Annotated in this window: 30 protein-coding genes; 16 read left to right on the top strand and 14 right to left on the bottom strand. The window is 72.5% G+C overall.

Translation table 11 applies throughout. From position 1 onward, the window contains the following. Positions 1 to 67: 67 nt before the first annotated feature. Genes ACQSSQ_RS10570 through ACQSSQ_RS10585 form a run of 4 tightly spaced genes read left to right on the top strand, consistent with a single transcriptional unit; the run spans position 68 to position 3405 of the window. The gene (locus tag ACQSSQ_RS10570) at positions 68 to 988 is read left to right on the top strand and encodes an NAD-dependent epimerase/dehydratase family protein (protein ID WP_431327039.1); all 921 of its coding nucleotides are present in this window, start codon (positions 68 to 70) and stop codon (positions 986 to 988) included. Then, the gene (locus tag ACQSSQ_RS10575) at positions 985 to 1908 is read left to right on the top strand and encodes an RNA polymerase sigma-70 factor (protein ID WP_431327040.1); all 924 of its coding nucleotides are present in this window, start codon (positions 985 to 987) and stop codon (positions 1906 to 1908) included. The genes ACQSSQ_RS10570 and ACQSSQ_RS10575 overlap by 4 nt, the downstream gene beginning before the upstream one ends. Then, positions 1905 to 2906 carry a GlxA family transcriptional regulator gene (locus ACQSSQ_RS10580; protein ID WP_431327041.1) on the top strand — a complete coding sequence of 334 codons (1002 nt, stop codon included), beginning with the start codon at positions 1905 to 1907 and terminating at the stop codon, positions 2904 to 2906. Before ACQSSQ_RS10575 ends, ACQSSQ_RS10580 begins: the two co-directional genes overlap by 4 nt. Before the next feature lie 52 nt (positions 2907 to 2958). After that, entirely contained in the window at positions 2959 to 3405 is a 447-nt protein-coding gene (locus tag ACQSSQ_RS10585; RefSeq protein WP_431327042.1) for a hypothetical protein, read from the top strand. Between the two features lie 3 nt (positions 3406 to 3408). Here ACQSSQ_RS10585 and ACQSSQ_RS10590 read toward each other — a convergent pair whose 3' ends face one another. Both ACQSSQ_RS10590 and ACQSSQ_RS10595 read right to left on the bottom strand, forming a co-directional pair. Beyond that, positions 3409 to 4233: an aldo/keto reductase gene (locus tag ACQSSQ_RS10590; RefSeq protein ID WP_431327043.1), complete on the bottom strand. Its 825-nt coding sequence runs from the start codon at positions 4231 to 4233 to the stop codon at positions 3409 to 3411. After that, complete coding sequence (locus ACQSSQ_RS10595) at positions 4230 to 5447, bottom strand: MFS transporter (RefSeq protein WP_431327044.1); 1218 nt, start codon at positions 5445 to 5447, stop codon at positions 4230 to 4232. The genes ACQSSQ_RS10590 and ACQSSQ_RS10595 overlap by 4 nt, the downstream gene beginning before the upstream one ends. A gap of 123 nt (positions 5448 to 5570) precedes the next feature. On the opposite strand from ACQSSQ_RS10595, the gene ACQSSQ_RS10600 reads away from it, so the two are divergent. Next, positions 5571 to 6023: a MarR family winged helix-turn-helix transcriptional regulator gene (locus tag ACQSSQ_RS10600; protein WP_431327045.1), complete on the top strand. Its 453-nt coding sequence runs from the start codon at positions 5571 to 5573 to the stop codon at positions 6021 to 6023. A gap of 16 nt (positions 6024 to 6039) precedes the next feature. On the opposite strand, the gene ACQSSQ_RS10605 is transcribed toward ACQSSQ_RS10600, so the two are convergent. Further along, positions 6040 to 6384: an iron chaperone gene (locus ACQSSQ_RS10605; protein ID WP_431327046.1), complete on the bottom strand. Its 345-nt coding sequence runs from the start codon at positions 6382 to 6384 to the stop codon at positions 6040 to 6042. 67 nt (positions 6385 to 6451) lie between these two features. Here ACQSSQ_RS10605 and ACQSSQ_RS10610 point away from each other — a divergent pair, with 67 nt between their 5' ends. After that, complete coding sequence (locus ACQSSQ_RS10610) at positions 6452 to 7036, top strand: GNAT family N-acetyltransferase (protein ID WP_431327047.1); 585 nt, start codon at positions 6452 to 6454, stop codon at positions 7034 to 7036. On the opposite strand, the gene ACQSSQ_RS10615 is transcribed toward ACQSSQ_RS10610, so the two are convergent. Then, entirely contained in the window at positions 7029 to 7871 is an 843-nt protein-coding gene (locus tag ACQSSQ_RS10615) for an alpha/beta fold hydrolase (protein ID WP_431327048.1), read from the bottom strand. The genes ACQSSQ_RS10610 and ACQSSQ_RS10615 overlap by 8 nt on opposite strands. A gap of 27 nt (positions 7872 to 7898) precedes the next feature. On the opposite strand from ACQSSQ_RS10615, the gene ACQSSQ_RS10620 reads away from it, so the two are divergent. Then, the gene (locus tag ACQSSQ_RS10620) at positions 7899 to 8402 is read left to right on the top strand and encodes a hemerythrin domain-containing protein (protein ID WP_431327049.1); all 504 of its coding nucleotides are present in this window, start codon (positions 7899 to 7901) and stop codon (positions 8400 to 8402) included. A gap of 10 nt (positions 8403 to 8412) precedes the next feature. Here the strand turns inward: ACQSSQ_RS10620 and ACQSSQ_RS10625 are convergent, their stop codons facing one another. Next, positions 8413 to 8760, bottom strand: coding sequence for a nuclear transport factor 2 family protein (locus ACQSSQ_RS10625; protein ID WP_431327050.1), 348 nt, complete (start codon positions 8758 to 8760; stop codon positions 8413 to 8415). Positions 8761 to 8890: 130 nt separating this feature from the next. On the opposite strand from ACQSSQ_RS10625, the gene ACQSSQ_RS10630 reads away from it, so the two are divergent. Beyond that, entirely contained in the window at positions 8891 to 9460 is a 570-nt protein-coding gene (locus ACQSSQ_RS10630) for a cytochrome b (protein ID WP_431327051.1), read from the top strand. 9 nt (positions 9461 to 9469) lie between these two features. On the opposite strand, the gene ACQSSQ_RS10635 is transcribed toward ACQSSQ_RS10630, so the two are convergent. Continuing rightward, positions 9470 to 9895: a DUF1801 domain-containing protein gene (locus ACQSSQ_RS10635; RefSeq protein ID WP_431327052.1), complete on the bottom strand. Its 426-nt coding sequence runs from the start codon at positions 9893 to 9895 to the stop codon at positions 9470 to 9472. Further along, complete coding sequence (locus ACQSSQ_RS10640; protein ID WP_431327053.1) at positions 9892 to 10887, bottom strand: threonine dehydratase; 996 nt, start codon at positions 10885 to 10887, stop codon at positions 9892 to 9894. The genes ACQSSQ_RS10635 and ACQSSQ_RS10640 overlap by 4 nt, the downstream gene beginning before the upstream one ends. Before the next feature lie 90 nt (positions 10888 to 10977). On the opposite strand from ACQSSQ_RS10640, the gene ACQSSQ_RS10645 reads away from it, so the two are divergent. Next, positions 10978 to 11538 carry a dihydrofolate reductase family protein gene (locus ACQSSQ_RS10645; protein WP_431327054.1) on the top strand — a complete coding sequence of 187 codons (561 nt, stop codon included), beginning with the start codon at positions 10978 to 10980 and terminating at the stop codon, positions 11536 to 11538. Between the two features lie 10 nt (positions 11539 to 11548). Here ACQSSQ_RS10645 and ACQSSQ_RS10650 read toward each other — a convergent pair whose 3' ends face one another. Together ACQSSQ_RS10650 and ACQSSQ_RS10655 are read right to left on the bottom strand one after the other, a co-directional pair. Beyond that, positions 11549 to 12199, bottom strand: a complete 651-nt coding sequence (locus tag ACQSSQ_RS10650; protein ID WP_431327055.1) for a hypothetical protein — start codon at positions 12197 to 12199, stop codon at positions 11549 to 11551. Beyond that, positions 12183 to 13007 (bottom strand): bestrophin-like domain, encoded by an 825-nt coding sequence (locus tag ACQSSQ_RS10655; RefSeq protein ID WP_431327056.1) that lies wholly within the window; start codon positions 13005 to 13007, stop codon positions 12183 to 12185. The genes ACQSSQ_RS10650 and ACQSSQ_RS10655 overlap by 17 nt, the downstream gene beginning before the upstream one ends. Positions 13008 to 13114: 107 nt before the next feature. On the opposite strand from ACQSSQ_RS10655, the gene ACQSSQ_RS10660 reads away from it, so the two are divergent. After that, positions 13115 to 13594 (top strand): DnaJ family domain-containing protein, encoded by a 480-nt coding sequence (locus tag ACQSSQ_RS10660; RefSeq protein ID WP_431327057.1) that lies wholly within the window; start codon positions 13115 to 13117, stop codon positions 13592 to 13594. A 34-nt stretch (positions 13595 to 13628) separates the two neighbouring features. Continuing rightward, entirely contained in the window at positions 13629 to 14273 is a 645-nt protein-coding gene (locus ACQSSQ_RS10665) for a DedA family protein (RefSeq protein WP_431327058.1), read from the top strand. A gap of 21 nt (positions 14274 to 14294) precedes the next feature. Here the strand turns inward: ACQSSQ_RS10665 and ACQSSQ_RS10670 are convergent, their stop codons facing one another. Genes ACQSSQ_RS10670 through ACQSSQ_RS10685 form a run of 4 tightly spaced genes read right to left on the bottom strand, consistent with a single transcriptional unit; the run spans position 14295 to position 16719 of the window. Then, the gene (locus tag ACQSSQ_RS10670) at positions 14295 to 14696 is read right to left on the bottom strand and encodes an FAD synthase family protein (protein ID WP_431327059.1); all 402 of its coding nucleotides are present in this window, start codon (positions 14694 to 14696) and stop codon (positions 14295 to 14297) included. 9 nt (positions 14697 to 14705) lie between these two features. After that, a complete protein-coding gene (locus ACQSSQ_RS10675; protein ID WP_431327060.1) occupies positions 14706 to 15155 on the bottom strand; it encodes a hypothetical protein in 450 nt (149 codons plus the stop codon). Next, positions 15148 to 15510, bottom strand: a complete 363-nt coding sequence (locus tag ACQSSQ_RS10680; protein ID WP_431327061.1) for a hypothetical protein — start codon at positions 15508 to 15510, stop codon at positions 15148 to 15150. The genes ACQSSQ_RS10675 and ACQSSQ_RS10680 overlap by 8 nt, the downstream gene beginning before the upstream one ends. Before the next feature lie 9 nt (positions 15511 to 15519). Further along, a complete protein-coding gene (locus ACQSSQ_RS10685; RefSeq protein ID WP_431327062.1) occupies positions 15520 to 16719 on the bottom strand; it encodes an acyl-CoA dehydrogenase family protein in 1200 nt (399 codons plus the stop codon). A 49-nt stretch (positions 16720 to 16768) separates the two neighbouring features. Here ACQSSQ_RS10685 and ACQSSQ_RS10690 point away from each other — a divergent pair, with 49 nt between their 5' ends. Together ACQSSQ_RS10690 and ACQSSQ_RS10695 are read left to right on the top strand one after the other, a co-directional pair. Next, complete coding sequence (locus ACQSSQ_RS10690) at positions 16769 to 17602, top strand: formate dehydrogenase accessory sulfurtransferase FdhD (protein WP_431327063.1); 834 nt, start codon at positions 16769 to 16771, stop codon at positions 17600 to 17602. 11 nt (positions 17603 to 17613) lie between these two features. Then, a complete protein-coding gene (locus ACQSSQ_RS10695) occupies positions 17614 to 18399 on the top strand; it encodes an alpha/beta fold hydrolase (protein WP_431327064.1) in 786 nt (261 codons plus the stop codon). 3 nt (positions 18400 to 18402) lie between these two features. Here ACQSSQ_RS10695 and ACQSSQ_RS10700 read toward each other — a convergent pair whose 3' ends face one another. Continuing rightward, a complete protein-coding gene (locus ACQSSQ_RS10700) occupies positions 18403 to 19296 on the bottom strand; it encodes a LysR family transcriptional regulator (RefSeq protein ID WP_431327065.1) in 894 nt (297 codons plus the stop codon). A gap of 92 nt (positions 19297 to 19388) precedes the next feature. On the opposite strand from ACQSSQ_RS10700, the gene ACQSSQ_RS10705 reads away from it, so the two are divergent. The 3 genes from ACQSSQ_RS10705 to ACQSSQ_RS10715 all read left to right on the top strand — a co-directional run bounded on the left by ACQSSQ_RS10705 (position 19389) and on the right by ACQSSQ_RS10715 (position 21763). Beyond that, positions 19389 to 19964 (top strand): dihydrofolate reductase family protein, encoded by a 576-nt coding sequence (locus ACQSSQ_RS10705; RefSeq protein WP_431327066.1) that lies wholly within the window; start codon positions 19389 to 19391, stop codon positions 19962 to 19964. A gap of 96 nt (positions 19965 to 20060) precedes the next feature. Next, complete coding sequence (locus ACQSSQ_RS10710; RefSeq protein WP_431327067.1) at positions 20061 to 21014, top strand: ABC transporter ATP-binding protein; 954 nt, start codon at positions 20061 to 20063, stop codon at positions 21012 to 21014. Further along, positions 21011 to 21763, top strand: a complete 753-nt coding sequence (locus tag ACQSSQ_RS10715; protein WP_431327068.1) for an ABC transporter permease — start codon at positions 21011 to 21013, stop codon at positions 21761 to 21763. The genes ACQSSQ_RS10710 and ACQSSQ_RS10715 overlap by 4 nt, the downstream gene beginning before the upstream one ends. Positions 21764 to 21793: the final 30 nt, after the last annotated feature.

Raw genomic sequence — 21793 nt, forward strand, 5'->3', positions numbered from 1 at the left:
GTGTCACAGCCGGCCGCGCTGTCTCGTCCTCATGAGAGAGGCATGGACGGACAGGAAGGTGAGCATCATGCGCGTGTTCGTGGCGGGTGGGACCGGAGTGATCGGGCGGCGGCTCGTGCCTCAGCTGGTGGCACGGGGTCACCAGGTGACGGCGACGACGACGGACCCGGCCAAGCAGGGCGGGCTGAGGGAGCTCGGCGCCGACCCGGTCGTGATGGACGGGCTCGACGCGGTCTCGGTCGGCGAGGCGGTGGCAGGCGCACGCCCGGACGTGATCGTGCACGAGATGACGGCGATCTCCGGCACTCCCGACCTCAAGCACATCGACCGCTGGTTCGCGACCACCAACCGGCTCCGTACCGAGGGCACCGACCACCTCCTCGCCGCGGCCGAGGCGACCGGCGTCCCGCACGTCGTCGCGCAGAGCTACGCCAACTGGAACGGGATCCGCGAAGGTGGATGGGTGAAGACCGAGGAGGACCCGCTCGACCTGCACGAGGGCACCGCCGCCAACCCCGGCATGCGGGCGATCCGCCACGTCGAGGAGTCCGTGCTCGCGGTCGGCGGAGCCGCGCTGCGCTACGGCGGGCTGTACGGCCCGGGTGCGACCGACGACCAGGTCGAGCTCGTGCGCAAGCGGCAGTTCCCGCTGGTCGGGGGCGGCGGCGGGTACGCGTCGTGGGTGCACCTGGACGACGCCGCGAGCGCCACCGTCCTCGCGGTCGAGCAGAAGGCCAGCGGGGTGTTCAACATCGTCGACGACGAGCCCGCCCCGGCCAGCGAGTGGCTTCCGTACCTCGCGGCGTGCGCGGGGGCCAAGCCGCCGATGCGGGTCCCGAAGTGGGTCGCCCGGCTGCTCGCCGGCGAGGTGGCGGTCTCGATGATGACCGAGGGGCGCGCGTTCTCCAACGCCAAGGCCAAGCGGGAGCTCGGCTGGACGCTGCGCTACCCGTCGTGGCGCCAGGGCTTCGCGGAAGATCTCGCATGAGCCGCGTCGAGGACTTCGAGGAGCTGCGGCCGCTGCTCTTCGCCATCTCCTACCGGATCCTCGGCAGCGTGAGCGAGGCCGAGGACGCCGTCCAGGAGACCTGGCTGCGGTACGAGTCGACCCCGACCGAACCCGCGTCGCCGCGCGCGTTCCTGTCGGCGGTGGTGTCCCGCCTCTCGATCGACGTGCTGCGGTCCGCGCGCGTGCGCCGCGAGGCGTACGTCGGGCCATGGTTCCCCGAACCGCTCGTCTCAGACCCCTACGAGGACCCGCAACGCTCGGCCGAGCTGGCGGACTCCGTGTCGATGGCCGCCCTGCTGCTGCTCGAGCGCCTCAGCCCGTTGGAGCGTGCGGTCTTCGTGCTCCGCGAGGTGTTCGGGTTCGGCTTCGCGGAGGTCGCTGCCGCGGTCGGACGCTCGGAGGAGGCGTGCCGCCAGCTCGCGGTGCGCGCGCGCCGCCACATGGAGGCGGGCAAGCCGCGCTTCGAGGCCGACCGGGCCGAGCGCGACGAGCTCGCCGACCGGTTCTTCGCCGCCCTCCGCGAGGGGGACGTCGAGGCGCTCCGCGACACCCTCGCGGCCGACGTCGCGATGGTCGGCGACGGCGGCGGCAAGGCCCCGCAGTGGGCGCGCGGGGTCATCGGCGCGGAGAACGTCGCCCGGGTGGCGACCTCGATGATCACCACGTTCGTCGGGATCGGCGGCACTGTGGAGCCGTGCGAGACGAACGGCCAGCCGGGCGCGATCCTGCGGGACCGGGACGGCCGTGTGCTCAACACGTGGAGCCTCGAGGTGCTCGACGGGCAGGTCCAGACGATCCGGACGGTGCTGAACCCCGAGAAGCTGGGACACCTCGGCCCGCTCGCGGACCCGTGGGCGGTCGTCCGCGAGGCCAACCAATCCCGGCGCCGCCCGACATGACGGCCGCACCGAGCACGGCGCGCCCGCACCGCATCGCCGTCGTCGTCCCGCAGAACTTCACTCCCTTCGAGCTCGGCGTCGCGCTCGAGGCGTTCGCGCAGCCACCCCCGGAGCAGACCCCCGGCTGGTACGACGTGCGCGTGTGCGCCGCCCGGCCGGGCGTGGCGCGCGCGACCCGCGGCCTGTTCGCGGCGGCGATCCCGCACGGCGTCGAGGTGATCGACGCCGCCGACACGGTGATCGTCCCGGAGGAGGACGAGCTCCGGCGACCGACCGACCCACTGGTCGTCGACGCGCTCCGGCGCGCGTACGCCCGCGGAGCCCGGATGGTCTCGTTCTGCACGGGAGCGTTCGTGCTCGCCGAGGCGGGCGTGCTCGACGGCCGGCGCGCCGCGACCCACTGGCAGCACGCCCGGCGCCTGGCGCGCGAGTTCCCTCGCGTCCGGGTCGAGGCCGAGGCGCTCTACGTCGACGACGGCCAGGTCCTCACGTCCGCGGGCACGGCGGCCGGCATCGACCTGAGCCTGCACCTGATCCGCAAGGACTTCGGGGCCAGGGTCGCCCGGGAGGTGGCACGCGGCATGGTCGTCGCGCCCCACCGCGAGGGCGGGCAGGCCCAGCTCGTGACGTCACCCGTCCCCCACCGACCGTCCGAGGGTGGTGTGGGTCGCGCGATGGCGTACGCCGTCGAGCACCTCGACGCCCGGCTGTCGTTGGACGCCCTCGCCGAGCTCGCCTTCATGTCGACGCGGAACTTCTCGCGCCGCTTCCGCGAGGTGACCGGGACGACCCCGAGCCGCTGGGTGCTGCACCAGCGGCTCGCCCGCGTTCGCGAGCTGCTCGAGGAGACCGACCTCCCGATCGAGACGATCGCGCAGCGCACGGGGTTCGGGAGCGCCGTCACGCTCCGGCAGCGCTTCGCGACCGTGGTGCGGACCTCGCCCTCGGCGTACCGGCGCGCCTTCCGCGCGAGGTTCGACGGGCAGGTCGCATCCTGAGAAGGACGCAACGACGCCCGGCCCGAGCCACGGCCGGGTCTACGGTCGGGTGATGGGACTCGATGCCGACTACCCCGCGGTGGTGACGACCGTGCCGCACCAGGTGCCGGTCTGGGACGGCGCACGGCACGTCATCGGCCATCTCGAACCGCCCGACGGACCCGGCTCGCACGCGAACGTCACGTGCTGGATCGACCGGTCCAACGGCCGGTGGTACCGCACGCTGTCCAGCTTCGGCCTGCCCGCGGGCTCGTTCGCGTACGTGTCGGCCGACCTGACGTCGGTGTTCCACGCCGGCGACCGCTTCCCGCTGCACGAGTGTGCGGCCACGACGGACACGCCGGGCAGCCGCTGGCGGCTCAACCCCGCGGTCGTGGCGGTGGTCGTGGCCGGCGGCGTCCTGGCCGGCGCGGCGGCCTTGAGGGTACGCCGCCGCGTCCGGCCACCCGGTCGACCCGTACCCCCGGAGCCGCCCGAGACCCCGCACGGGATCGGCTGAGGCTCAGCCGTTGAAGGTCGCCGGGTCCGGGCCCGTACGCCGGCCGGCCTCGAGACCGTCGATGCGCGCCACCTCGTCCGACGTGAGCGTGAAGTCGGTGATCGCGAGGTTCTCCGCGATCCGCGACGGCGTCACGGACTTCGGGATCACGATGCGCCCCTGCTCGAGGTGCCAGCGCAGGACGACCTGCGCGGGCGTCCGGTCGTGCGCGGCCGCGATCTCGGTGACGACAGGGTCGCCGAGGACGCCGGCCTTCGCGAGCGGGCTCCAGGCCTCGGTGAGGATGCCCAGCCGGGCGTCGGCCTCCTGGATGTCTCGCTGCTGGAGCTGCGGGTGGACCTCGACCTGGTTGACGGCCGGGACCGTCCCGCCGAGGGCGACGATCGCCTCGAGGTCCTCAGGGCGGAAGTTCGAGACGCCGATCGACCGGGTGAGACCGGACTCTCGCAGCTCCTCGAACGCCTGCCACGTCTCGACGTAGCGCCCGCGCCCCGGAGCGGGCCAGTGGATCAGGTACAGGTCGACCTGCTCGAGGCCGAGCCGCGCGAGGCTGGCCTCGAGGGCCGGGCGCGCGCTCTCCCGTCCCTGGTCGGTGTTCCACAGCTTGGTGGTCACGAACAGCTCGTCGCGGGCGAGGCCGGACTGCGCGAGCGCCTTGCCGACGCCCGCCTCGTTGCCGTAGACGGCGGCCGTGTCGATGCTGCGGTAGCCGGCCTCCAAGGCGGAGGCGACAGCGGCGGTCGTCTCCGCGTCGGGGACCTGGAAGACGCCGAAGCCGATCTGGGGCATGGTGACGCCGTCGTTGAGGGTCACGGTGGGGATGGTCATGAGATTCCTCTCGTCGAGAGCTGGTGGGGTGCGGTCGGTTGCTGCGGGGCGGGCTGCTCCTCCCGTCCTGTCCGGCGGGCGGCGGTCGCCGCGGCAGCCATCACGATCAGCGCGAGCGCCGTGATCACGGCTCCGGCCCAGATCGGCGACGTGTAGCCCAGGCCGGCCGTGATCGTCACGCCGCCGATCCACGCCCCCAGCGCGTTGCCGAGGTTGAAGGCCGCGATGTTGGCCCCGGACGCCAGCGACGGCGCCTGAGCCGCGTAGCGCATGATCCGCGTCTGGAGGCCGGGCACGGTCGCGAACCCGAATCCGCCCATGAGGAAGACCGTGACCGCGGTCGCGGGCCGGCTCTGCGCCGTGAGCGCGAACGCGACGAGCACGGCAACCAGGCCGGCGAGCACGACCAGCAAGGTCGTGTCGATCGTCCGGTCGGCGAACCGCCCGCCGAGGACGTTGCCGACCAGGAGCCCGAGGCCGAACAGCACAAGGAGCCACGGTACCGCGGAGGACGCGAAACCCGAGACCTCCGTGAGGGTGTACGCGATGTAGGTGAACGCTCCGAACATGCCGCCGAACCCCAGGACGGTCACCACGAGCGACAGCCACACCTGGCCGCTGCGGAAGGCGTGGAGCTCGTCGCGCAACCGGGTCGGCACGTGCTGGCCGCGGTCGTCGGGCACCAGCGCGAGGACGCCGACGAAGGCGATGACACCGATCACGGTGATCGCCCAGAAGGTCGACCGCCACCCGAGCTGCTGGCCGAGGAACGTACCGAACGGGACACCGAAGACGTTCGCGGCGGTGAGGCCGGTGAACATGATCGCGACGGCGGCCGCCTTCTTCGCCGCGGGCACGAAGCTCGCGGCGACGACCGCGCCGATCCCGAAGAACGCCCCGTGGCACAGGGCTGCCACCACACGACCGGCGAGCATCACCTCGTACGACGGCGCGAGCGCCGACGTCGTGTTCCCCGCCACGAACAGCACCAGCAGCCCCAGCAGCACCCTCTTGCGCGGCAGGCGCGTGGTGGCCGCGGTGAGACCGAGGGCGCCGACCACGACTCCCAGGGCGTACCCCGTGATGAGCCAGCCGGCCGCAGCCTCGCTGACACCGAAGTCGGCGGCGACCTCGGGCAGCAGTCCCATGATGACGAACTCCGTGAGGCCGATGCCGAACCCGCCGAGGGCGAGCGCGATCAGTCCTGCAGGCATCTCTGACTTCCTTGCTGGTGGACACCGGGTGGACCGCGTACGCTGGTAGTTGCACACGCGCTCTATTGACGATTGCACGCAGCAATAGCCCGCGCAAGCAACTATCTAGGTGAGGTGGCACACATGGGCATCTCGGACGACGCCGTCGAGGTCCGGGCCCAGGGCTGGCGCACGCTGGCGTCGCTCCACGGGCTGATCGAATCCGAGCTCGAGCGGCAGCTCAGCGCGCAGGTCGGACTGTCGGTCGTGGAGTTCACCGTGATGGACGCGCTCGGCCGACAGGACGGCTGGCACATGCGGATGCAGCAGCTGTCCCGCGCCGCCGCCCTCTCCCCCTCCGCGACCACCCGGCTCGTCAACCGGCTCGAGGACCGCGGCATCCTCACGCGGATCCTGTGCGCAGACGACCGGCGCGGCATCTACACCGAGCTGACCCCGCAGGGACGAGCCCTCCTCGACGAGGCACGACCGGTCCACGACGCGGTGCTCGAGCGAACCTTGGACGACGCGCGCGCCGTGCCGGAGCTCAAGACGCTCGTCGACGTCGTCGGCGGCCTGGTGGCGCCGGTCCACTGACCCGCGCCGGCGCGCGTCAGCCGTCGATCTGCGCCCGACGGGCCTCGACGATCCGGGCGGCGAGGTTCGTCGGCAGGGGCGCCTCCGGCTGGAAGCGGATCGTCCCCTTCGCCGTGTCGAACCCGTCCAGGTCGTCCTCGAACTGCGCCACGACCTCGCTGCTGAACGGGAACAGCGAGAGGTGCTTCTTCGTCGCCATCACGCTCACCAGCGGTTTGCCGCGGTAGACCAGGGCCGGCATCCCGTAGCCCTTGCCCTGCTCGGCCTCAGGGACGGCCTCGGACGCCGCCGCGTACAGCGCCGCGATCACCGACCGGCGCGGCTCCTCGAGCCCCTCCACGTACGTGTCGACGGTTCCCACCGGCTCAGCGTAGGGCGGGCGCGGTCACCGCGCCCGACGGCCCGGCGAACCGCTCTAGGCTGTCGACGTGCCCGACCTCGTCCAGCCGTCGCTCCCCCGCGGGACGCTGAGCGATAGGCCGCAACCGACCCTCTCGGCCGACGAGCTGGTGCTGCGCCCCTGGCGCCCGGGCGATGCCGAGGCGCTGGTCGCCGCGTACGAGGACGCCGACGTCCAGCGCTGGCACGTGCGCTCGCTGACGGCCGCCGAGGCCGCGCAGTGGATCACCGCCACGGTGCAGCAGTGGTCCTCCGAGGCCGGCGGTCAGTGGGCCGTCGTCGACCACGGTGGAGCGCTCCTCGGACGCGTGGCGTTCAGCGACGTCGACCTGGTCGACGGCTACGCGGAGATCGGCTACTGGACGGTCGCCGAGGCGCGCGGACGTGGGGTCGCCACCCGCGCCGTACGAGCCGTCGGGTCGTGGCTCCTGGACGACGTCGGCTTCCACCGGCTCGAGATCGAGCACGCGATCGCCAATGCCGCCTCGTGCCGCGTCGCGGTGAAGGCGGGGTTCGCGCTCGAGGGGACGCGACGCTCGGCCGCCCGGCACGCCGACGGGTGGCACGACATGCACCTGCACGCCCGGCTGGCCGACGACCGGGCCCTCAGCTGAGGAACGCCTCCACGGTCGTCACGAAGGCGTCGGGGTCGTCCTGCCACGGGTAGTGCCCCGCGGCGGGCTGCACGACCAGGCGCGCGTCAGGGAAGATCCCGGCCACCTCGCGCATCGCCGGCGGCGGCGAGTTCAGGTCGACCTCCCCGGCGACCACGAGGACGGGGCGGTCGAAGTCCGCGAGCGCGCGGCGCGTCTCCTCGGGCGTGAACGCCCCCTCGGCCGCGAACGCGGCGGCGAGCGCGTCGTCGCGACGTGCCACCTGAGCCGCGTGCAGGGCTTGCGCGCGCTCGTCCCAGCGACCGTGCCAGAACGGCTCGAGCGCCTCCCGCGTGCCGGGCCCGGCCGTCCCCGTGGCCACGACCTCCTCCAGCGCGCCGAACGCCTCCGGGAACCACGGCTCGTCCCTGCGCAGCCGCGCCAGGTCGAGCCGGTCCTCGGGCGTCACGGCGACTCCCACGCCGAACGCGCTCGGCGTGACGAGGACCAGCCGCCGGACCCGCTCCGGGCGACGTTGCGCGTACTGGACGGCGACGTTCGTCCCCGCCGAGTGCCCGAGGAGGTCGATCCGCTCCAGGCCGAGATGCACGCGGAGCGCCTCGACGTCGTCCACCTGGCGGTCGCAGCGGTACGAGGCGGGGTCCTCGGGGACGGCCGACTCCCCGGTCCCCCGCGGGTCGAGGAGGACGAGGCGTCGTCGCGCGTCGAGCCCGCCGAGGTCTCCGAGGTAGGAGGAGTCCTGCATCGGACCGCCGGGGACGCAGACGAGGGGTTCACCGTCCCCCGACGCGTGGAAGGCGAGCAGGGTCCCGTCGAAGGCAGAGAAGCGCGGCACGGCACGATCGTGGCACGCTTCCCCCGTATGAGTCTTCACGATTCCGACCGCTCCCAAGCCCTCGGAGCAGCCCTCGTCGCCGTCCACGACGAGCTCCGCACCCACCTCGACCTCCTGCTCGACGCCTTCGACGACCCGGCCATCGAGGGGACCGGCCGGCCGCTCCCCCGCTCGCTGCGCCAGCACTGCCTCGCCTTCTGCGCCGTCGTCACCCGCCACCACACGAGCGAGGACAACACCGCGTTCCCGGCGCTGGCGACGGCGGTGCCCGAGCTGGCGCCCGTCCTCGCCGAGCTCGCGCACGACCACACGCTCGTCGCCGACCTGCTCGGACGGATCGAGCGCCTCGCGACCGCGGCGCACGGGGCCGACACCGCCGCGCGAGAGGCGCTGCGCGGCGAGGTCGAGGGGCTCGCGTCCGTGCTCGAGTCGCACCTGCGGTGGGAGGAGCGCCGGATCGTGGAGGCGCTCGGCCGGCTCGACGGTGCGACCCTCCCCGCGGCGGAGATGTTCGGATGGGCGCCACGGTGAGCCGCCACGCTCAGCGCACGGCACCGCCGAAGAACACCTGGACCTCCGTGAGCCGACCGTCGTCGATCGTGACGAGCTCCGCGTTGCGGAACGTGCCGCCGTCACGCACGTCGTACTCGTAGACCATCAGCACGTCGCCCCCACCGACCTCCACGACGTGCAGCAGCTCCTGGCGGGTGAAACGGTCGGCGGTCGGGAAGCACCGCGCGAAGTAAGCCGCACGGTCGATGTGGTCGTCCTGCGGGCTCGTGAACACGAAGTCCGGCGCGAGCAGCTCCTCGGCCGTCTCGCGGTCCTGAGCACGGTACGCGTCGAACATCTGCCGGGCCGTCAGTGCCGGATCGGCGCCGGTCGTCATGGTGCACCTCCGAGGGATCGGGACTCCTTCGTACGACCCCGCCGGCGGCCGGGACTCATCGACGCCTTGCGGACCCGCTGCCGGGCAGCGATCCTGAGCGGCAGTCCCCTCGCCGCGATCGGAGGCCCTGGTGGTCGTCAGCACGGCACCTCGCACAGACGCCCGCTACGGCGTCGTCGCGCGCCTGCTGCACTGGGCGACCGTGCTCGCCCTCCTGGCCCAGCTCCTCGTCGGCTACACGATGACCGGTGGCGGAGGTCCGCTGGACGGGTGGGTCGACAGCGCGTACGACGGGGACGAGGACCTGCTGCTGCCGGTGCACGTCGCTCTGGGCGTCGGCATCCTTGCGCTCGCGATCGTCCGCCTCACGTGGCGCCTCGCCAGCACCCTGCCACCGTGGCCTTCCACCGTCACGCCCGGCGAGCAGCGGGTCGCCCAGCTGGTCGAGCGGACCCTGTACGCGCTCCTGTTCCTCGTGCCGCTGTCCGGTCTCGCCCTGGTGCTCGGCTCCGGCGAGGACTTCGAGACCAGTGACGAGGGCGAGTGGCAGGCACCCTGGTCGTTCGCCGACGACGACACGCTGGTCGCGCTGCACGTGACGAGCCACCTCGTCCTCTACGCGGCAGTCGCCCTCCATGTCGGGTTCGTGCTCAAGCACCAGCTCGTCGACCGTGACCGCTTCGTCCGACGGATGCTCTGAGGCGGCCGGTCAGCCTTCGCCTCCGCCGTCACGGGCGCGCTCGCCGAAGGTGCCCGCGCTCACCCGCGCGTACGAGGCCGTGACGATCCGCTCGAGGACCTCGAGGTCGACCGCCTCGAGGTCCTTCACGTACAGGCACCCGACGCCCGTGGTGTGCGGGCCGAGTCGCGCCAGCTCCGCCTCGTACGTGCCGACGCCGTCAGGCAGGTAGATCGTCGTCGCCGCCTTGCGCGGCGCGAACCCGGCGGCCGGCGCGTCTCCCTCGCGGCCGCTGGCATACCGGTAGTGGTAGCTGCCGAACGCGACGATCGTCGCCCACATCACCGGCTCCTCCCCGGTGATCCGGGACATCATCGCCAGCAGCGTCTCCGCGTCACGACGCCGCTTGGCGGGGGTCACGGCGGCCAGGTGCTCCGCGACCGACCTCTCGCTCACGACGGCCGGCCGAGCGCGGTGGCGTAGACGTCGGTGTCGACGTTGCCGCCGGTGACCACGACCCCGACCGTCCGGCCCTTGTTGCGGGCGCGCTCCTGCGCCGCGGCCGCAGTGGCAGCCGCCCCCGCGCCCTCCGCGACGTTGTGCGTCGTCCGGAACAGCAGCCGCATCGCGTCCGCGACCTCGTCGTCGCTCACCACGACCAGCCGCGAGACCCCGTCGCGGATCAGCGCGAGCGCCTCCGGGACTGGGGTGCGGCAGGCCATCCCGTCGGCGATCTGCGTGGTCACGGGCGAGGAGACCAGCCTCCCGGCGGCCACGGAGTCCGCGTACGCCGTCGCGCCGGCGGAGACGACGCCGACGACCTCGACGGGGTGCTGGAGCGCCGCCTTGGCCGCAAGCATGCCGCACACGCCGGAGCCGAGGCCGATCGGCACGTAGACCACGTCGAGGTCCGGCACCGCCGTCAGCAGCTCCATCGCGTACGTGCCTGCCCCGGCGACCAGCCACGGGTGGAAGTTGGGGGCGAGCGTGACGCTGCGCTCGTCGGCGAGCCGGACGGCGTGCTCCAGCGACTCCTGGAAGTCGTCGCCGTGCTCGATCAGGTCGGCCCCGAGGGCCTGCATGGCGGCGTTCTTCTCGCGGCTGTTGCCCCGCGGCACGACCACGGTCGCCGGGATGCCGTGCCGCCCGGCGGCGTACGCGAGCGCCTGCCCGTGGTTGCCGCGGGTCGCGGAGACGACTCCGGACGGCAACGCTCCGCTGCGTGCCAGACGGTCGAAGAAGACCAGCGCGCTGCGTGCCTTGAACGCGCCGAGGGGCGTGTGGTTCTCGTGCTTGGCCCACACGGTCGTCCCCAGCGCGTCCGACAGCAGGGGCCAGACCTGCTGCGGGGTCGGGGCGAACACCTCGCGGACAGCGCGCGTGGCGTCGAGCAGGTCGGCGTGGTCGGGCAGTCCCTCGGCGGTCGGCACGAGCTCGGTCGCGGTCATCCCCCGAGTCTGCCACCGCCCGCCGATGAGTTCGCCCGTCCTGCACGGTCATCACCGCGTACCCCGCCCACGACCTGAGGAGACGCCGCGATGAGATCGGTGTACGCGTTCCTGCTCACCACTGCCGACGGATACCACGCCGAGAGCGACGGCGACATCGAGTGGTTCGCCCTGGACGAGGAGTTCGAGGAGTACTCGCGCGCCCAGGGCGACCACATCGACACGATCGTGATGGGGCGGCGGACGTTCGAGCTGATGGCGGCCTACTGGCCCACCCCGGAGGCGTACGCGGAGGACCCGGTGGTCGCCGGATTCATGAACGACCTCCCCAAGGTCGTGGCGTCGCGCACGATGAGCGAGCACCCGTGGGGCCCGACCACCTTCGTCGCGGACGACATCGCCGAGCACGTCCGCGCGCTCAAGGAGAAGCCGGGCAAGGACATCGCGATCTTCGGCAGCTCCACGCTCGTCGCCGAGCTGCTGCCGACGGGAGTCGTGGACGAGGTGCGGATCATCGTGAACCCGGTCGTGCTGGGCCACGGGCAGAGCGTGCTCGCCGGCGTGGCGGGCCCGGTCCGGCTGGAGCGCACGGGGCTGCGGGAGTTCGACGGCGGCAACGTGCTCCTCACCTACGCGCCGGTCCTGGACTGACGCCGACCGCTCAGATCGAGATGCTCACCGGGAACGTCGCGATCCAGGCGATCGCGCCGACGAGCACGACGTAGCCGGCGGCGATCATGACCGTCTGCAGACGACGGCTGCCGATCTTCGTGCTCATCCCAGCGAAGAACAGCGCCACCGCGTAGAGGACGACCGTCAGCACGTAGTTGCTCGCCCGCTGGATGTCCTCGCGGACCTCCGCAGCCGAGGCCTCGGCCTCGCGGTCGAGCTGGTCGGCCTTCGTGCTCGCCGCCACGGCGTACTCGGGCATCGCGAACGGCGTCGGCGGCGCCGTCCGGTCGGTGAACGGGTCGGTCGCCTTCCACGCCTCGAACGCAGGCCGGAACTCCGGCCGGAAGCGGGCCTCGTAGAACGCCGCGAGGTCGCGCTCCCCGCCGCGGTCCGCGTCGACCCAGGCGATGAACGTCGCGACGTCGATCTCGTTCTGGGCCTCGGCCAGCCCCTGCTCACGGGCGGCCTCGAAGCGGATCGCGCTCGTCCGGCTCGCGGCCTCCGCCTGCTCACCGTGCCACCGGGCCGCCTGGTAGCTGCTCCACGACGTCGCGACCGCGGCGACGACCAGGAGGACGGTGACCGCGAGGTCCCGGACCACGCCCTCCCGGCGCTCGGCCGGCTCAGAGCGCTCGGCCATCGCTGTCGCACGGGATGCTCGGCTCGACGTCGACAGCCTCGAGGGCGGCGTCGATCAGCCGCAGCGACCGTTCCATCGCCACCGGCTCGAGGCGGCCGACGCCGTCGCCGTGCGGGTTGTCGAAGAAGACGAGCAGGAGCAGGAGCAGCGTGACGACCACCGTCACGCTGCCCATGAGCATCGCCTGCGTCCGGGCACGCTCGGCCCGGTCGGCGAAGAACAGCATGTAGCCGAAGATGACCGCGGCGACGACGAACAGCGCGAGCCAGATCGGGAGCGGCACGACCCCCTCGACGCCGTGCACCCGGTCGATCCGCGCCTGCTCCCGGTCCGCCGTCTGGTCCATCCACCGGTCGTACGCGGAGTCCTGCGCGTCGGTCGTCGGCTGGACCGTGCGCATCGTGCGGAACATCTCAGCACCCCAGGGGTTCAACGCGTCACCGAGGGTCCCCTCGTCCATCGCCGGCCACTCCGTCCCGACGACCGAGCGTGCGTAGCAGACCAGCATCCCCGTCAGCTCCCCCGCCGTGTCCGGCTCGAAGAACTGGGCGGTCTCCACCTGCCTCACGACCAGCAGCGCCTCGGTCTCCGCACCGGAGCGCGCACCGTCGTACGACTCGAAGGCGAGGAAGATGATGAAGCCCAGGATCACCGCGAACCCGGTCGCGAGGACGCCGAAGACGCCTGACGCGCGGTCGCCGTCGGAGAAGTAGCTGCCCTCGGGAGCATGCTTGCGGACCACGAGCATCGCGGTGACCGTCAGCGCCGTCACCACCACCACGACGACCACGCCGATGACCACGTTCACGCGGGATCCCCCTTCCTCGCAGCCCTTACATCTTCCGTTGCCAGGCGGCACGCGGCATCACCCCGGCGGGATGAGGTGCGGGCTAGCCTGGAGGCGGAGGTGGTTCCGTGACCGACCGTGACCGCACCCGTGACGGTGCTCGTGACCGTGCCCGCCGCCCTGGGGACGGCAGGGTCGACCCGGAGACGGTCGCTGTGCAGCAGGCGTCGTACGTCGACCAGCAGATCCGCGCCGCGATGGCCCGGGGCGAGTTCGACGACCTGCCGCTGCACGGCAAGCCGATCCCGGGGCTCGGCGACGCGCACGACCCCGACTGGTGGGTCAAGCGGCTGATCGACCGGGAGCACATCACCGGGGTGCTGCCGGAGGCGCTGCAGCTGCGCAAGGACGACGCCGCGCTCGACGCGACGCTGGACCGTCTCGGCGCCGAGACGGCGGTGCGGGAGGCGGTCGAGGCCTTCAACAGGCGCGTCGTCGAGGCGAGACGCCAGCTCCGCGGCGGGCCGCCGGTCATCACGCCGCCCCGGGACGTGGACGCCGAGGTCCGGCGCTGGTCCGAGCGCCGACGCGCACGCAGGAGTGCCTGAGAGGACGCTCAGGGGGTCTCGCTAGGCTCTACGCGTGAGTGACATCGGAGGGATCGCGGGCTTCGCAGCCGACCTGATGGACTGGCTCGGAGCCCCCGGCGCCGGCCTTGCCGTGGCGCTCGAGAACATCTTCCCGCCGATCCCGAGCGAGGTGATCCTCCCGCTCGCCGGCTTCACCGCCAGCGTCGGCGACATGAACCTCGCGGCGGCCCTCGTGTGCACGACGCTGGGCTCGATCGTCGGGGCGCTCGCGCTCTACTGGATCGGGCAGTGGTTCGGTCGCGACCGCCTGTACGCGGTGGTCGCCCGCATGCCCCTCGTGAAGGTCACCGACGTCGAGAAGACGGAGGCGTGGTTCGCCAAGCACGGCACGAAGGCGGTGTTCTTCGGGCGCTTCGTGCCGATCTTCCGCAGCCTGATCTCGATCCCGGCGGGGCTGGAGCGGATGCCGCTGCGGCTCTTCCTGACCCTCACCGCGCTCGGCAGCGCGATCTGGAACACGCTGTTCATCATGCTCGGCTACGGGCTCGGGTCCCGGTGGGAGACAGTCAGCGACGTGGTCGGGACCTACTCCAAGGTCGTGCTCGTGCTGGTCCTGCTCGCGGCCGTGGTCTTCGTGGTCGTCCGCATCGCCCAGGTGCGGCGCCGTCGCCAGGCGGGACTGCCCGAGGAGCCGTGACCGGCCCCCGGTCCCCCGGGGTCAGCTCGTCGACGCGATGTGCTCGATGAGCGCGGTCGTCGAGACCGACGGCGTCCGCGGGAAGTAGACGACCTCGCACAGCGACGAGAACTCGTCGAAGCGTCCCTTCCAGTCGTCGCCCATCGCGAGGACGTCAGCCTCGAACTTGCGGATGTAGTCGCCCTTGAGCTCGAGGCTCTCCTCGACGAACACCTCGTCGACGACCCGGAGGGCGGACACGATCTCGATGCGCTCGTCCTGCGAGAAGACGGGTGCCCTGCCCTTCTTGCGGATGTTGAGCGCGTCCGCGGAGACCCCCACCACCAGGCGGTCCCCGAGGGCCGCGGCGCGCTCGAGGATGCGGACGTGCCCGACGTGGAACACGTCGAACGTTCCGAAGGTGATCACGGTGCGTTCACTCACGCGACGAGGTTACCGTCCGGTCACACGGTTCCGTGAACGGGTACGCAGGACCCACCACAAGCCCACGATCGGGAGCACGAGGGGGACGTAGCCGTAGCCCGCGCCGAAGTCCGACCACACGGTCGCGTCCGGGAACAGCTCCGGGTCGAGCACCGTCAGCGTGCCGACCACCAGCACGCCCACGAGCTCGACCGCGATCGCCGCCGTCGCCACCTTGGACGACGTCTCGCCCTTCCGGGCCAGAGCGACGGTCGCGACGATGTAGACGACGGCGGCGAAGGCCGAGAGAAGGTACGCCAGCGGCGCCTCGTCGAAGTGGAGGGCGAGCTGCACGACCGAGCGCGCCGTCGCGGAGAGCGCGAAGACGGCGTAGACGGCCACGAGGACGCGTCCGAACCCCGAGCCGGTGGCGGCGCGAGGCTCCTCCTGCGAGGACGCGGAGTCGGGTCGATCAGGCATGGCCGCTCCAGAGCTGGACGAGACGGGCGACGAGGACGGCCACCGTGAGCATCCCCACGACCACGACGCCGGTCCCCCACCGGCTCTTCTCCGCGACGCCCCAGATGATGGCCGCGGGCGGGACGAGCACGCAGGTGACCAGGTAGCCGACGAACGTGACGCCCTCGATGTCACGCGTGGTGGCGGCCAGCGCGACGCAGCCCGCCACGAGCTGGACCACGAGGACGACCTCGAGCGCAGCGGCGAGGTAGAACAGCGGGTTGTCGACCGGCCGGTTGCGCACCAGGAGGTACGCGGCGTAGGCGGCGACACCGACCGCTGCGAGCGCGACGAACCACGCGAACCAGGTGGACACGGCGCGCGCTCAGCCCTGCGACGGCCGGAAGGCCGGGAGGCCGGTCAGCGCCTGGCCGATGATCAGCGTGTGCATCTCGGAGGTGCCCTCGTAGGTGAGCACCGACTCGAGGTTGTTCATGTGGCGGATCACGGGGTACTCCAGCGAGATGCCGTTGGCGCCCAGCACCGTGCGGGCCGTCCGGCAGATCTCCAGCGCCTCGCGCACGTTGTTGAGCTTGCCGAAGCTCACCTGCTCCGGGCGCAGTCCCACCCGGTCCTTGCGACGGCCGAGGTGCAGCGCCAGCAGGATGCCCTTGTTGAGCTCGAGCGCCATGTCGGCGAGCTTCGCCTGGGTCAGCTGGAAGGCCGCGATCGGCGCGCCGAACTGTGTCCGGGTCCCCGCGTAGGCGCGGGCGGCCTCGTACGACGAGCGCGCGGCACCCATCGCGCCCCAGACGATGCCGTAGCGGGCCTCGCTCAGGCACGACAGCGGCCCCTTGAGACCGGTGACCTCGGGCAGGACGGCGTCGGCCGGCAGGCGTACGCCGTCGAGGACCAGCTCGGCCGTGACCGACGCCCGCAGCGACATCTTGTGCTTGATGGCGGTGCCGGTGAATCCGGCCGTGTCGGTCGGGACCACGAACCCCCGGACCCCGTCGGTGGTCTGGGCCCAGACCACCGCGACGTCGGCGATCGAGCCGTTGGTGATCCACATCTTGGTGCCGTCGAGGACCCAGTCGCCGCCGGGCTCCTGACGTGCCTGCGTCCGCATGCCCGCCGGGTCCGACCCGGCGTCGGGCTCGGTCAGCCCGAAGCAGCCGATCGCCTCGCCGGAGGCCATCCGCGGCAGCCACTCCTGCTTCTGCGCCTCGCTGCCGAACGCCCAGATCGCGAACATCGCCAGCGAGCCCTGCACGGACACCATCGACCGGATCCCGGAGTCGGACGCCTCCAGCTCGAGGCAGGCCACCCCGTACGCGGTCGCGCTGGTGCCGGCGCACCCGTAGCCCTCGAGGTGCATGCCGAGCAGCCCGAGCTTGCCGAAGGACCGCATCAGGTCGCGCGCCGGGACCTCGCCGGTCTCGAACCACTCCGCGACGTGCGGCTCGACCTCGGCGTCGAGCATCGCCCTGACGCTGTCGCGGATCGCGATCTCCTCGGGCTCGAGCAGGTCGTCGATGCCGAGCGGGTCGGTCGGGTCGAGGGCGGGTGCCCGGCGGGTCGTCATGCCTCGATGCTAGACCCGGCGTTCCACGCTCCCGGAATAGGCTGGAGACATGACCGCACCCACCGCGCGTCGTCGCGTCGTCGAATGGGTCGATGGCGTCTCTCGCGCGCACGAGGACCGGCTCATCGCCGAGGAGCCCCTGGAGATCAGGATCTCCGCTCCTGGGGCGAGTGCCCGGCGCCTCGGGGTGACGATGCGGACGCCGGGGCACGACTTCGAGCTGGCGGCGGGCCTCGTGCTGTCGGAGGGCGTGGTCGCGGGCCACGAGGCGATCTCCGGCATCGCGTACTGCACCGACGCGGACCTCACCGAGGAGCAGCGGTTCAACGTCGTCACCGTCGCGCTGGCCTCGGAGCCGGCACGGACCTGGCAGGAGCGTTCGCTCCGCGCGACGTCGGCGTGCGGGGTCTGCGGGACCGACTCGCTGGACGAGGTCGACGACCTGGTGTCGCAGCTGCCGGAGCGGGCGCCGGCCGGCGACGCCTGGGAGCCGGCGGCGCTCGCCGCGCTCCCGACCCTGCTGCGCCGCCACCAGCGCCACTTCGACCGCACCGGGGGCGCGCACGCCGCCGGCCTGTTCGGACGCGACGGCACCGTCGTCGTGGTCCGTGAGGACGTCGGCCGTCACAACGCGGTCGACAAGGCGGTCGGTCACGCCCTGCTCCACGACGTCCGTACCGACGGCCTGGCCCTCTGCACCAGCGGCCGCATCGGGTTCGAGATCGTCCAGAAGGCAGCCGTCGCCGGGGTCTCCGCCGTAGTCGGGGTCGGCGCGCCCACGACGCTCGCCGCCCGGCTGTGCGACCGCGCGTCCGTCACGCTGGCCGGCTTCGCGCGGGACGGACGCGTGGTCGTGTACGCCGACCCGACCCAGGCGTCCTAGACTTCCCCCTCGTGCACACCGATCCCACCAAGCCGCACGTGGTCATCGCCCCGGCGATGGGCGTCCACTCGCGGTACTACCGTGAGCTCGCCGACGCGCTCACCGCCGTCGGCTGGAGCTCCTGCACCCTCGCTGCCCGCGGGATCGACCGCGACACCGAGCCGCCGTCGCGCGACAACGACTGGGCGTACGCCGACCTCGCGGACGCGCTCGCCGAGCACGTCGCGCACATCCGCGACCAGCACCCGGGCATCCCCGTCGTGCTCCTCGGGCACAGCCTGGGCGGCCAGGTGGCGCTCGGGCACCTGCTCAGCGGCGGGGAGGCCGACGGCCTCGTGCTCGCCGGAGCCTCCGAGCCGTACTACCGCCGCTACGGCAGCCGCGCGTGGGGAATCTGGAGCCTCGCCGCCGCCGTCCCGCCGGTCACCGCGGTCTACGGCTACTGGCCCTCGTGGGGCTTTGGCGGTCCCCAGCCCAAGACCCTGATGCGCGAGTGGTCCCGGCTGGTGCGCCGGCGTCGATTCCCCTACCCCGTCGGCCGGCTCCCCCACGACGCGCTCGACCTGCCGACCTTCGTCCTCCAGGTCGAGGGCGACACCTTGTCGGTGCCGCGCGCCGCACGCGCCCTGGTCCGTGCCGTCCGCGAGGAGTCCGTGACGTGGTGGGACTACCGCCGCGCCGACGCGCCCGACGGCGCCCGGATCGACCACCTCGCGTGGGCCAAGGCACCCGCTCCCGCCGTCGCAGCCCTGCAGGACTGGTGGTCGCGCCACCGGAGCACGATCACCGCGTCCTGAGGCTCAGACCGGACGCGTGCCCAGGCCCGCAGCCACCTCCGCGAACGCCCTGATCTCCGTCGACTCGCGTTCGGTCGACCACGCGAGCACCCACTCCGTCAGCGGAGCGTCGTCGATCGGCACGAACGTGACGCCGGGGTGGGTGTAGTAGCGGAGCACGTGGGCGTTCAGCGTCGAGACCGCGTCGCCCGCCGCGACGACGGTCAGGATCTCGTGGAAGGTCCGCGCCGCGACGGCGGCCCTCAGGACGGGTCGCCCGGACGGCGTCGTGCGGGGCAGCATCGCCTGCTCCCAGTAGCCCGTCATCGTCGGGCCGAGGTCGGGCACGCGGAGGTCGCCGAGGACCTCCAGCGAGACCTCCGTGGCCTGCGCGAGCGGGTGGTCCGAGGCGATCGCGAGCACCCGACCCTCGGTGAGCACCCGCGGCCCGACCCGGATGTCGGGCTCGCGCAGCGGCAACCACATCACCTGGAGGTCCGCCTCGCCGCGGCGCAGCGCTCCGAACGGGTCGCTGAAGTGGAACTCCCGGTGCGCGACCGTGCACTGCGGGTGCTGCTCCTCGAACGCCGCGACCACCGGCTGCATCTCGTGGCCGATCGCTCCCATCGTCGCGATCCGCAGCTCGCCCGAGGCCTCGGCGCCGGCCCGGCTGGCCGTCGCGATCCCGGCGCGGATCAGCTCGTACCCCTGCCGCAGGTCGTCACGGAGCCGCTCCCCGACCGGCGTGAGGGCGACCTGCCGGCTGGTCCGCACGAAGAGCGCGGTCCCCATCCGGCGCTCCTGCTTGCCGATCGCCTGGCTCACCCGCGCCTGCGAGACGCCGAGCCGCTCGGCCGTACGCCCGAAGTGGAGCTCGTCGGCCAACGTCAGGAAGATCTCGATGTCCCTGAGCTCCACCCCGTCGATCCTCCGCTCTCATCACCCGTGGGTTATGGATTGTCTCAGCGTTCGCCGTTGGTCCCGACACCGCCCCGCACGAGCCTGGAGGCATGCGACGACTCACCTACTTCATCGCCCTGTCGATCGACGGCTTCATCGCCGGACCGGACGACGAGGTCGACTTCTACCCGGCGTCCGACGCCTACACGGCCTGGATGCTCGAGGAGTATCCCGACGTCCTGCCCGTCCACGGGCGCGCCCAGCTCGGGCTGTCGGACGCCCCGAACCGCCACTTCGACACCGTCCTGATGGGACGCCGGTCGTACGAGCCCGGGCTCGCCGCCGGGCTCACCAGCCCGTTCCCCCACCTGCGCCAGTACGTGGTGTCGACGACCCAGGAGGACCTCGACCCCGCGGTGACGATCGTCCGTGACGACCCGGTCTCGCTCGTCCGCCGCCTCAAGTCCGAGGACTCCCCGCTGGACGTCTACCTCTGCGGGGGCGGGCGGCTCGCCGCGACGCTGCTGCCCGAGATCGACCGGATGGTCGTCAAGCGCTACCCGGTGGTCGCCGGGGCGGGGATCCAGGCGTTCGGCGGTGCACCCTTCGCCCCGACCGCGTTCGACCTGACGGACCTCAAGACGTTCCCGGGTGGCAACGCCGTCCTGGTCTACGACCGTGTCTGAGCGCTTCCGAGGCAGCACGCCGCAGCCGATCGGCGGAGCGACGACGACCCGGTCGGCGGATGTGCCGGCGCCGCGCCCCGCGATGGGATGGACCGTATGACGACAACACCAGCGCCCGCGATCGACGTCCGCGGGCTGCGCAAGACGTACGGTCCGGTGGTGGCCGTCGACCACGTCGACCTTGCCGTTGCCGAGGGGGAGATCTTCGGCGTGCTCGGCCCCAACGGCTCGGGCAAGAGCACCACCGTCGAGTGCATCGCCGGGATGCGGCGCCCCGACGCGGGGACCGTCCGCATCCTCGGGCTCGACCCCGTCGCCGACCACGACGCGGTGAAGCGCTCGGTCGGCGTCCAGCTCCAGAGCGCGGGCCTCCAGCCCAAGCTGCGGGTCCGCGAGGCGCTCGACCTCTTCGCGTCGTTCTACGACGACCCGCGCGAGCCGCTCGAGCTGGCGACGCGGCTCGGCCTCGGCGACCGCCTGGACCACCCGTGGCGCAAGCTGTCCGGCGGGCAGCAGCAACGGCTCGCGATCGCGCTGGCGCTCGTGGGACGACCCCGCGTCGCGCTGCTCGACGAGCTGAGCACCGGGCTCGACCCGCGCTCGCGCCGGGACGTGTGGGACCTGGTCGAGGAGGTCCGCGCCGACGGGACGACGATCCTGCTGGTCACGCACCTCATGGAGGAGGCTCAGCACCTGTGCGACCGGATCGCGCTGGTGGAGCGGGGCCGGATCCTCGTCGTCGACACTCCCGAGGGGCTGATCGGGCGCACGGCAGCGCCGCTGGTGATGTCGTTCGTGCCCGACCGCGCGCTCGACACCGGAGGGCTCGTCGCCCTCGCGGGGGTGTCCGACGTGATGGAGCGCAGCGGACGCCTCCAGGTCGCGTGCGACGACGCGGCGGTGCTCCGCGTCCTCGACTGGCTGCACGACCAGCACGTCCGGCCCGAGCACCTGCGGGTCACCGAGTCGTCGCTCGACGAGGCCTACCTCGACCTCGTCGCCGGCGACGAGACCACCACCGACGCGCCCGAGAAGGAGTCGATCCGATGAGCACCGCCACCTCCCCGGCCGCCGCGATGCTGCGCACCGAGGGCCGTCTCATGCTCCGTGAGCCCGGATCCATGTTCTGGATCGTCGCCTTCCCGACGATCCTCCTCTGCGTCCTGGGGGCCATCCCGTCCTTCCGTGAGGCCAGCGACGACCTGGGCGGCATCCGCGTCATCGACCTCTACGTCCCGATCGTCGTCCTGCTGTCGGCGATCATGGCGTCGCTGCAGTCCATGCCCGCGGTCATCTCGGCGTACCGCGAGAACCAGGTGCTGCGGCGCTACGCGACGACGCCGGCGAGGCCGACGCAGATCCTCATGGCGCAGTGGGTGATCCACGGCGCGGGGATCCTCGCGGGGTCGATCCTCGCCGTCACGGTCGGGCGGCTCGTCTACGACGTGTCGCTGCCGGGATCTCCGCTCACCTACCTGGGGATCTTCGTCCTGGCGGTCCTGGCGAACCTCTCGACCGGCGGGCTGATCGCCGGCCTCGCCCCGTCGACCAAGGCATCGGCGGCGATCGGCACGGTGGTGTTCTTCCCGACGATGTTCACCGCCGGCGTGTGGCTCCCGGTCACGGTGCTCCCCGGGCTCCTCGGCGACATCGTCGCGCTCACCCCGAACGGAGCCGCGGCGCTCGCCCTCGACGAGGCCGCCGCCGGGCGCAGCCCGGACCTGCTCCACGTCCTCGTGCTGCTGGCCTGGACCGTCGGGCTCGGCGCCCTGGCTGCGCGATACTTCCGGTGGGAGTGACCCGCGGGGGGCGGGAGCGGACGAGGCGGA

The sequence above is a fragment of the Mumia spirodelae genome, from assembly GCF_050632745.1.
Lineage (GTDB): Bacteria > Actinomycetota > Actinomycetes > Propionibacteriales > Nocardioidaceae > Mumia.

Bases quoted from the DNA above. Each gene is read 5' to 3' on its own strand.
- ACQSSQ_RS10570 (WP_431327039.1), top strand. From the start codon at position 68: ATGCGCGTGTTCGTGGCGGGTGGGACCGGAGTGATCGGGCGGCGGCTC.
- ACQSSQ_RS10575 (WP_431327040.1), top strand. From the start codon at position 985: ATGAGCCGCGTCGAGGACTTCGAGGAGCTGCGGCCGCTGCTCTTCGCC.
- ACQSSQ_RS10580 (WP_431327041.1), top strand. From the start codon at position 1,905: ATGACGGCCGCACCGAGCACGGCGCGCCCGCACCGCATCGCCGTCGTC.
- ACQSSQ_RS10585 (WP_431327042.1), top strand. From the start codon at position 2,959: ATGGGACTCGATGCCGACTACCCCGCGGTGGTGACGACCGTGCCGCAC.
- ACQSSQ_RS10590 (WP_431327043.1), bottom strand. From the start codon at position 4,233: ATGACCATCCCCACCGTGACCCTCAACGACGGCGTCACCATGCCCCAG.
- ACQSSQ_RS10595 (WP_431327044.1), bottom strand. From the start codon at position 5,447: ATGCCTGCAGGACTGATCGCGCTCGCCCTCGGCGGGTTCGGCATCGGC.
- ACQSSQ_RS10600 (WP_431327045.1), top strand. From the start codon at position 5,571: ATGGGCATCTCGGACGACGCCGTCGAGGTCCGGGCCCAGGGCTGGCGC.
- ACQSSQ_RS10620 (WP_431327049.1), top strand. From the start codon at position 7,899: ATGAGTCTTCACGATTCCGACCGCTCCCAAGCCCTCGGAGCAGCCCTC.
- ACQSSQ_RS10625 (WP_431327050.1), bottom strand. From the start codon at position 8,760: ATGACGACCGGCGCCGATCCGGCACTGACGGCCCGGCAGATGTTCGAC.
- ACQSSQ_RS10640 (WP_431327053.1), bottom strand. From the start codon at position 10,887: ATGACCGCGACCGAGCTCGTGCCGACCGCCGAGGGACTGCCCGACCAC.
- ACQSSQ_RS10645 (WP_431327054.1), top strand. From the start codon at position 10,978: ATGAGATCGGTGTACGCGTTCCTGCTCACCACTGCCGACGGATACCAC.
- ACQSSQ_RS10650 (WP_431327055.1), bottom strand. From the start codon at position 12,199: ATGGCCGAGCGCTCTGAGCCGGCCGAGCGCCGGGAGGGCGTGGTCCGG.
- ACQSSQ_RS10675 (WP_431327060.1), bottom strand. From the start codon at position 15,155: ATGCCTGATCGACCCGACTCCGCGTCCTCGCAGGAGGAGCCTCGCGCC.
- ACQSSQ_RS10685 (WP_431327062.1), bottom strand. From the start codon at position 16,719: ATGACGACCCGCCGGGCACCCGCCCTCGACCCGACCGACCCGCTCGGC.
- ACQSSQ_RS10690 (WP_431327063.1), top strand. From the start codon at position 16,769: ATGACCGCACCCACCGCGCGTCGTCGCGTCGTCGAATGGGTCGATGGC.
- ACQSSQ_RS10705 (WP_431327066.1), top strand. From the start codon at position 19,389: ATGCGACGACTCACCTACTTCATCGCCCTGTCGATCGACGGCTTCATC.
- ACQSSQ_RS10710 (WP_431327067.1), top strand. From the start codon at position 20,061: ATGACGACAACACCAGCGCCCGCGATCGACGTCCGCGGGCTGCGCAAG.
- ACQSSQ_RS10715 (WP_431327068.1), top strand. From the start codon at position 21,011: ATGAGCACCGCCACCTCCCCGGCCGCCGCGATGCTGCGCACCGAGGGC.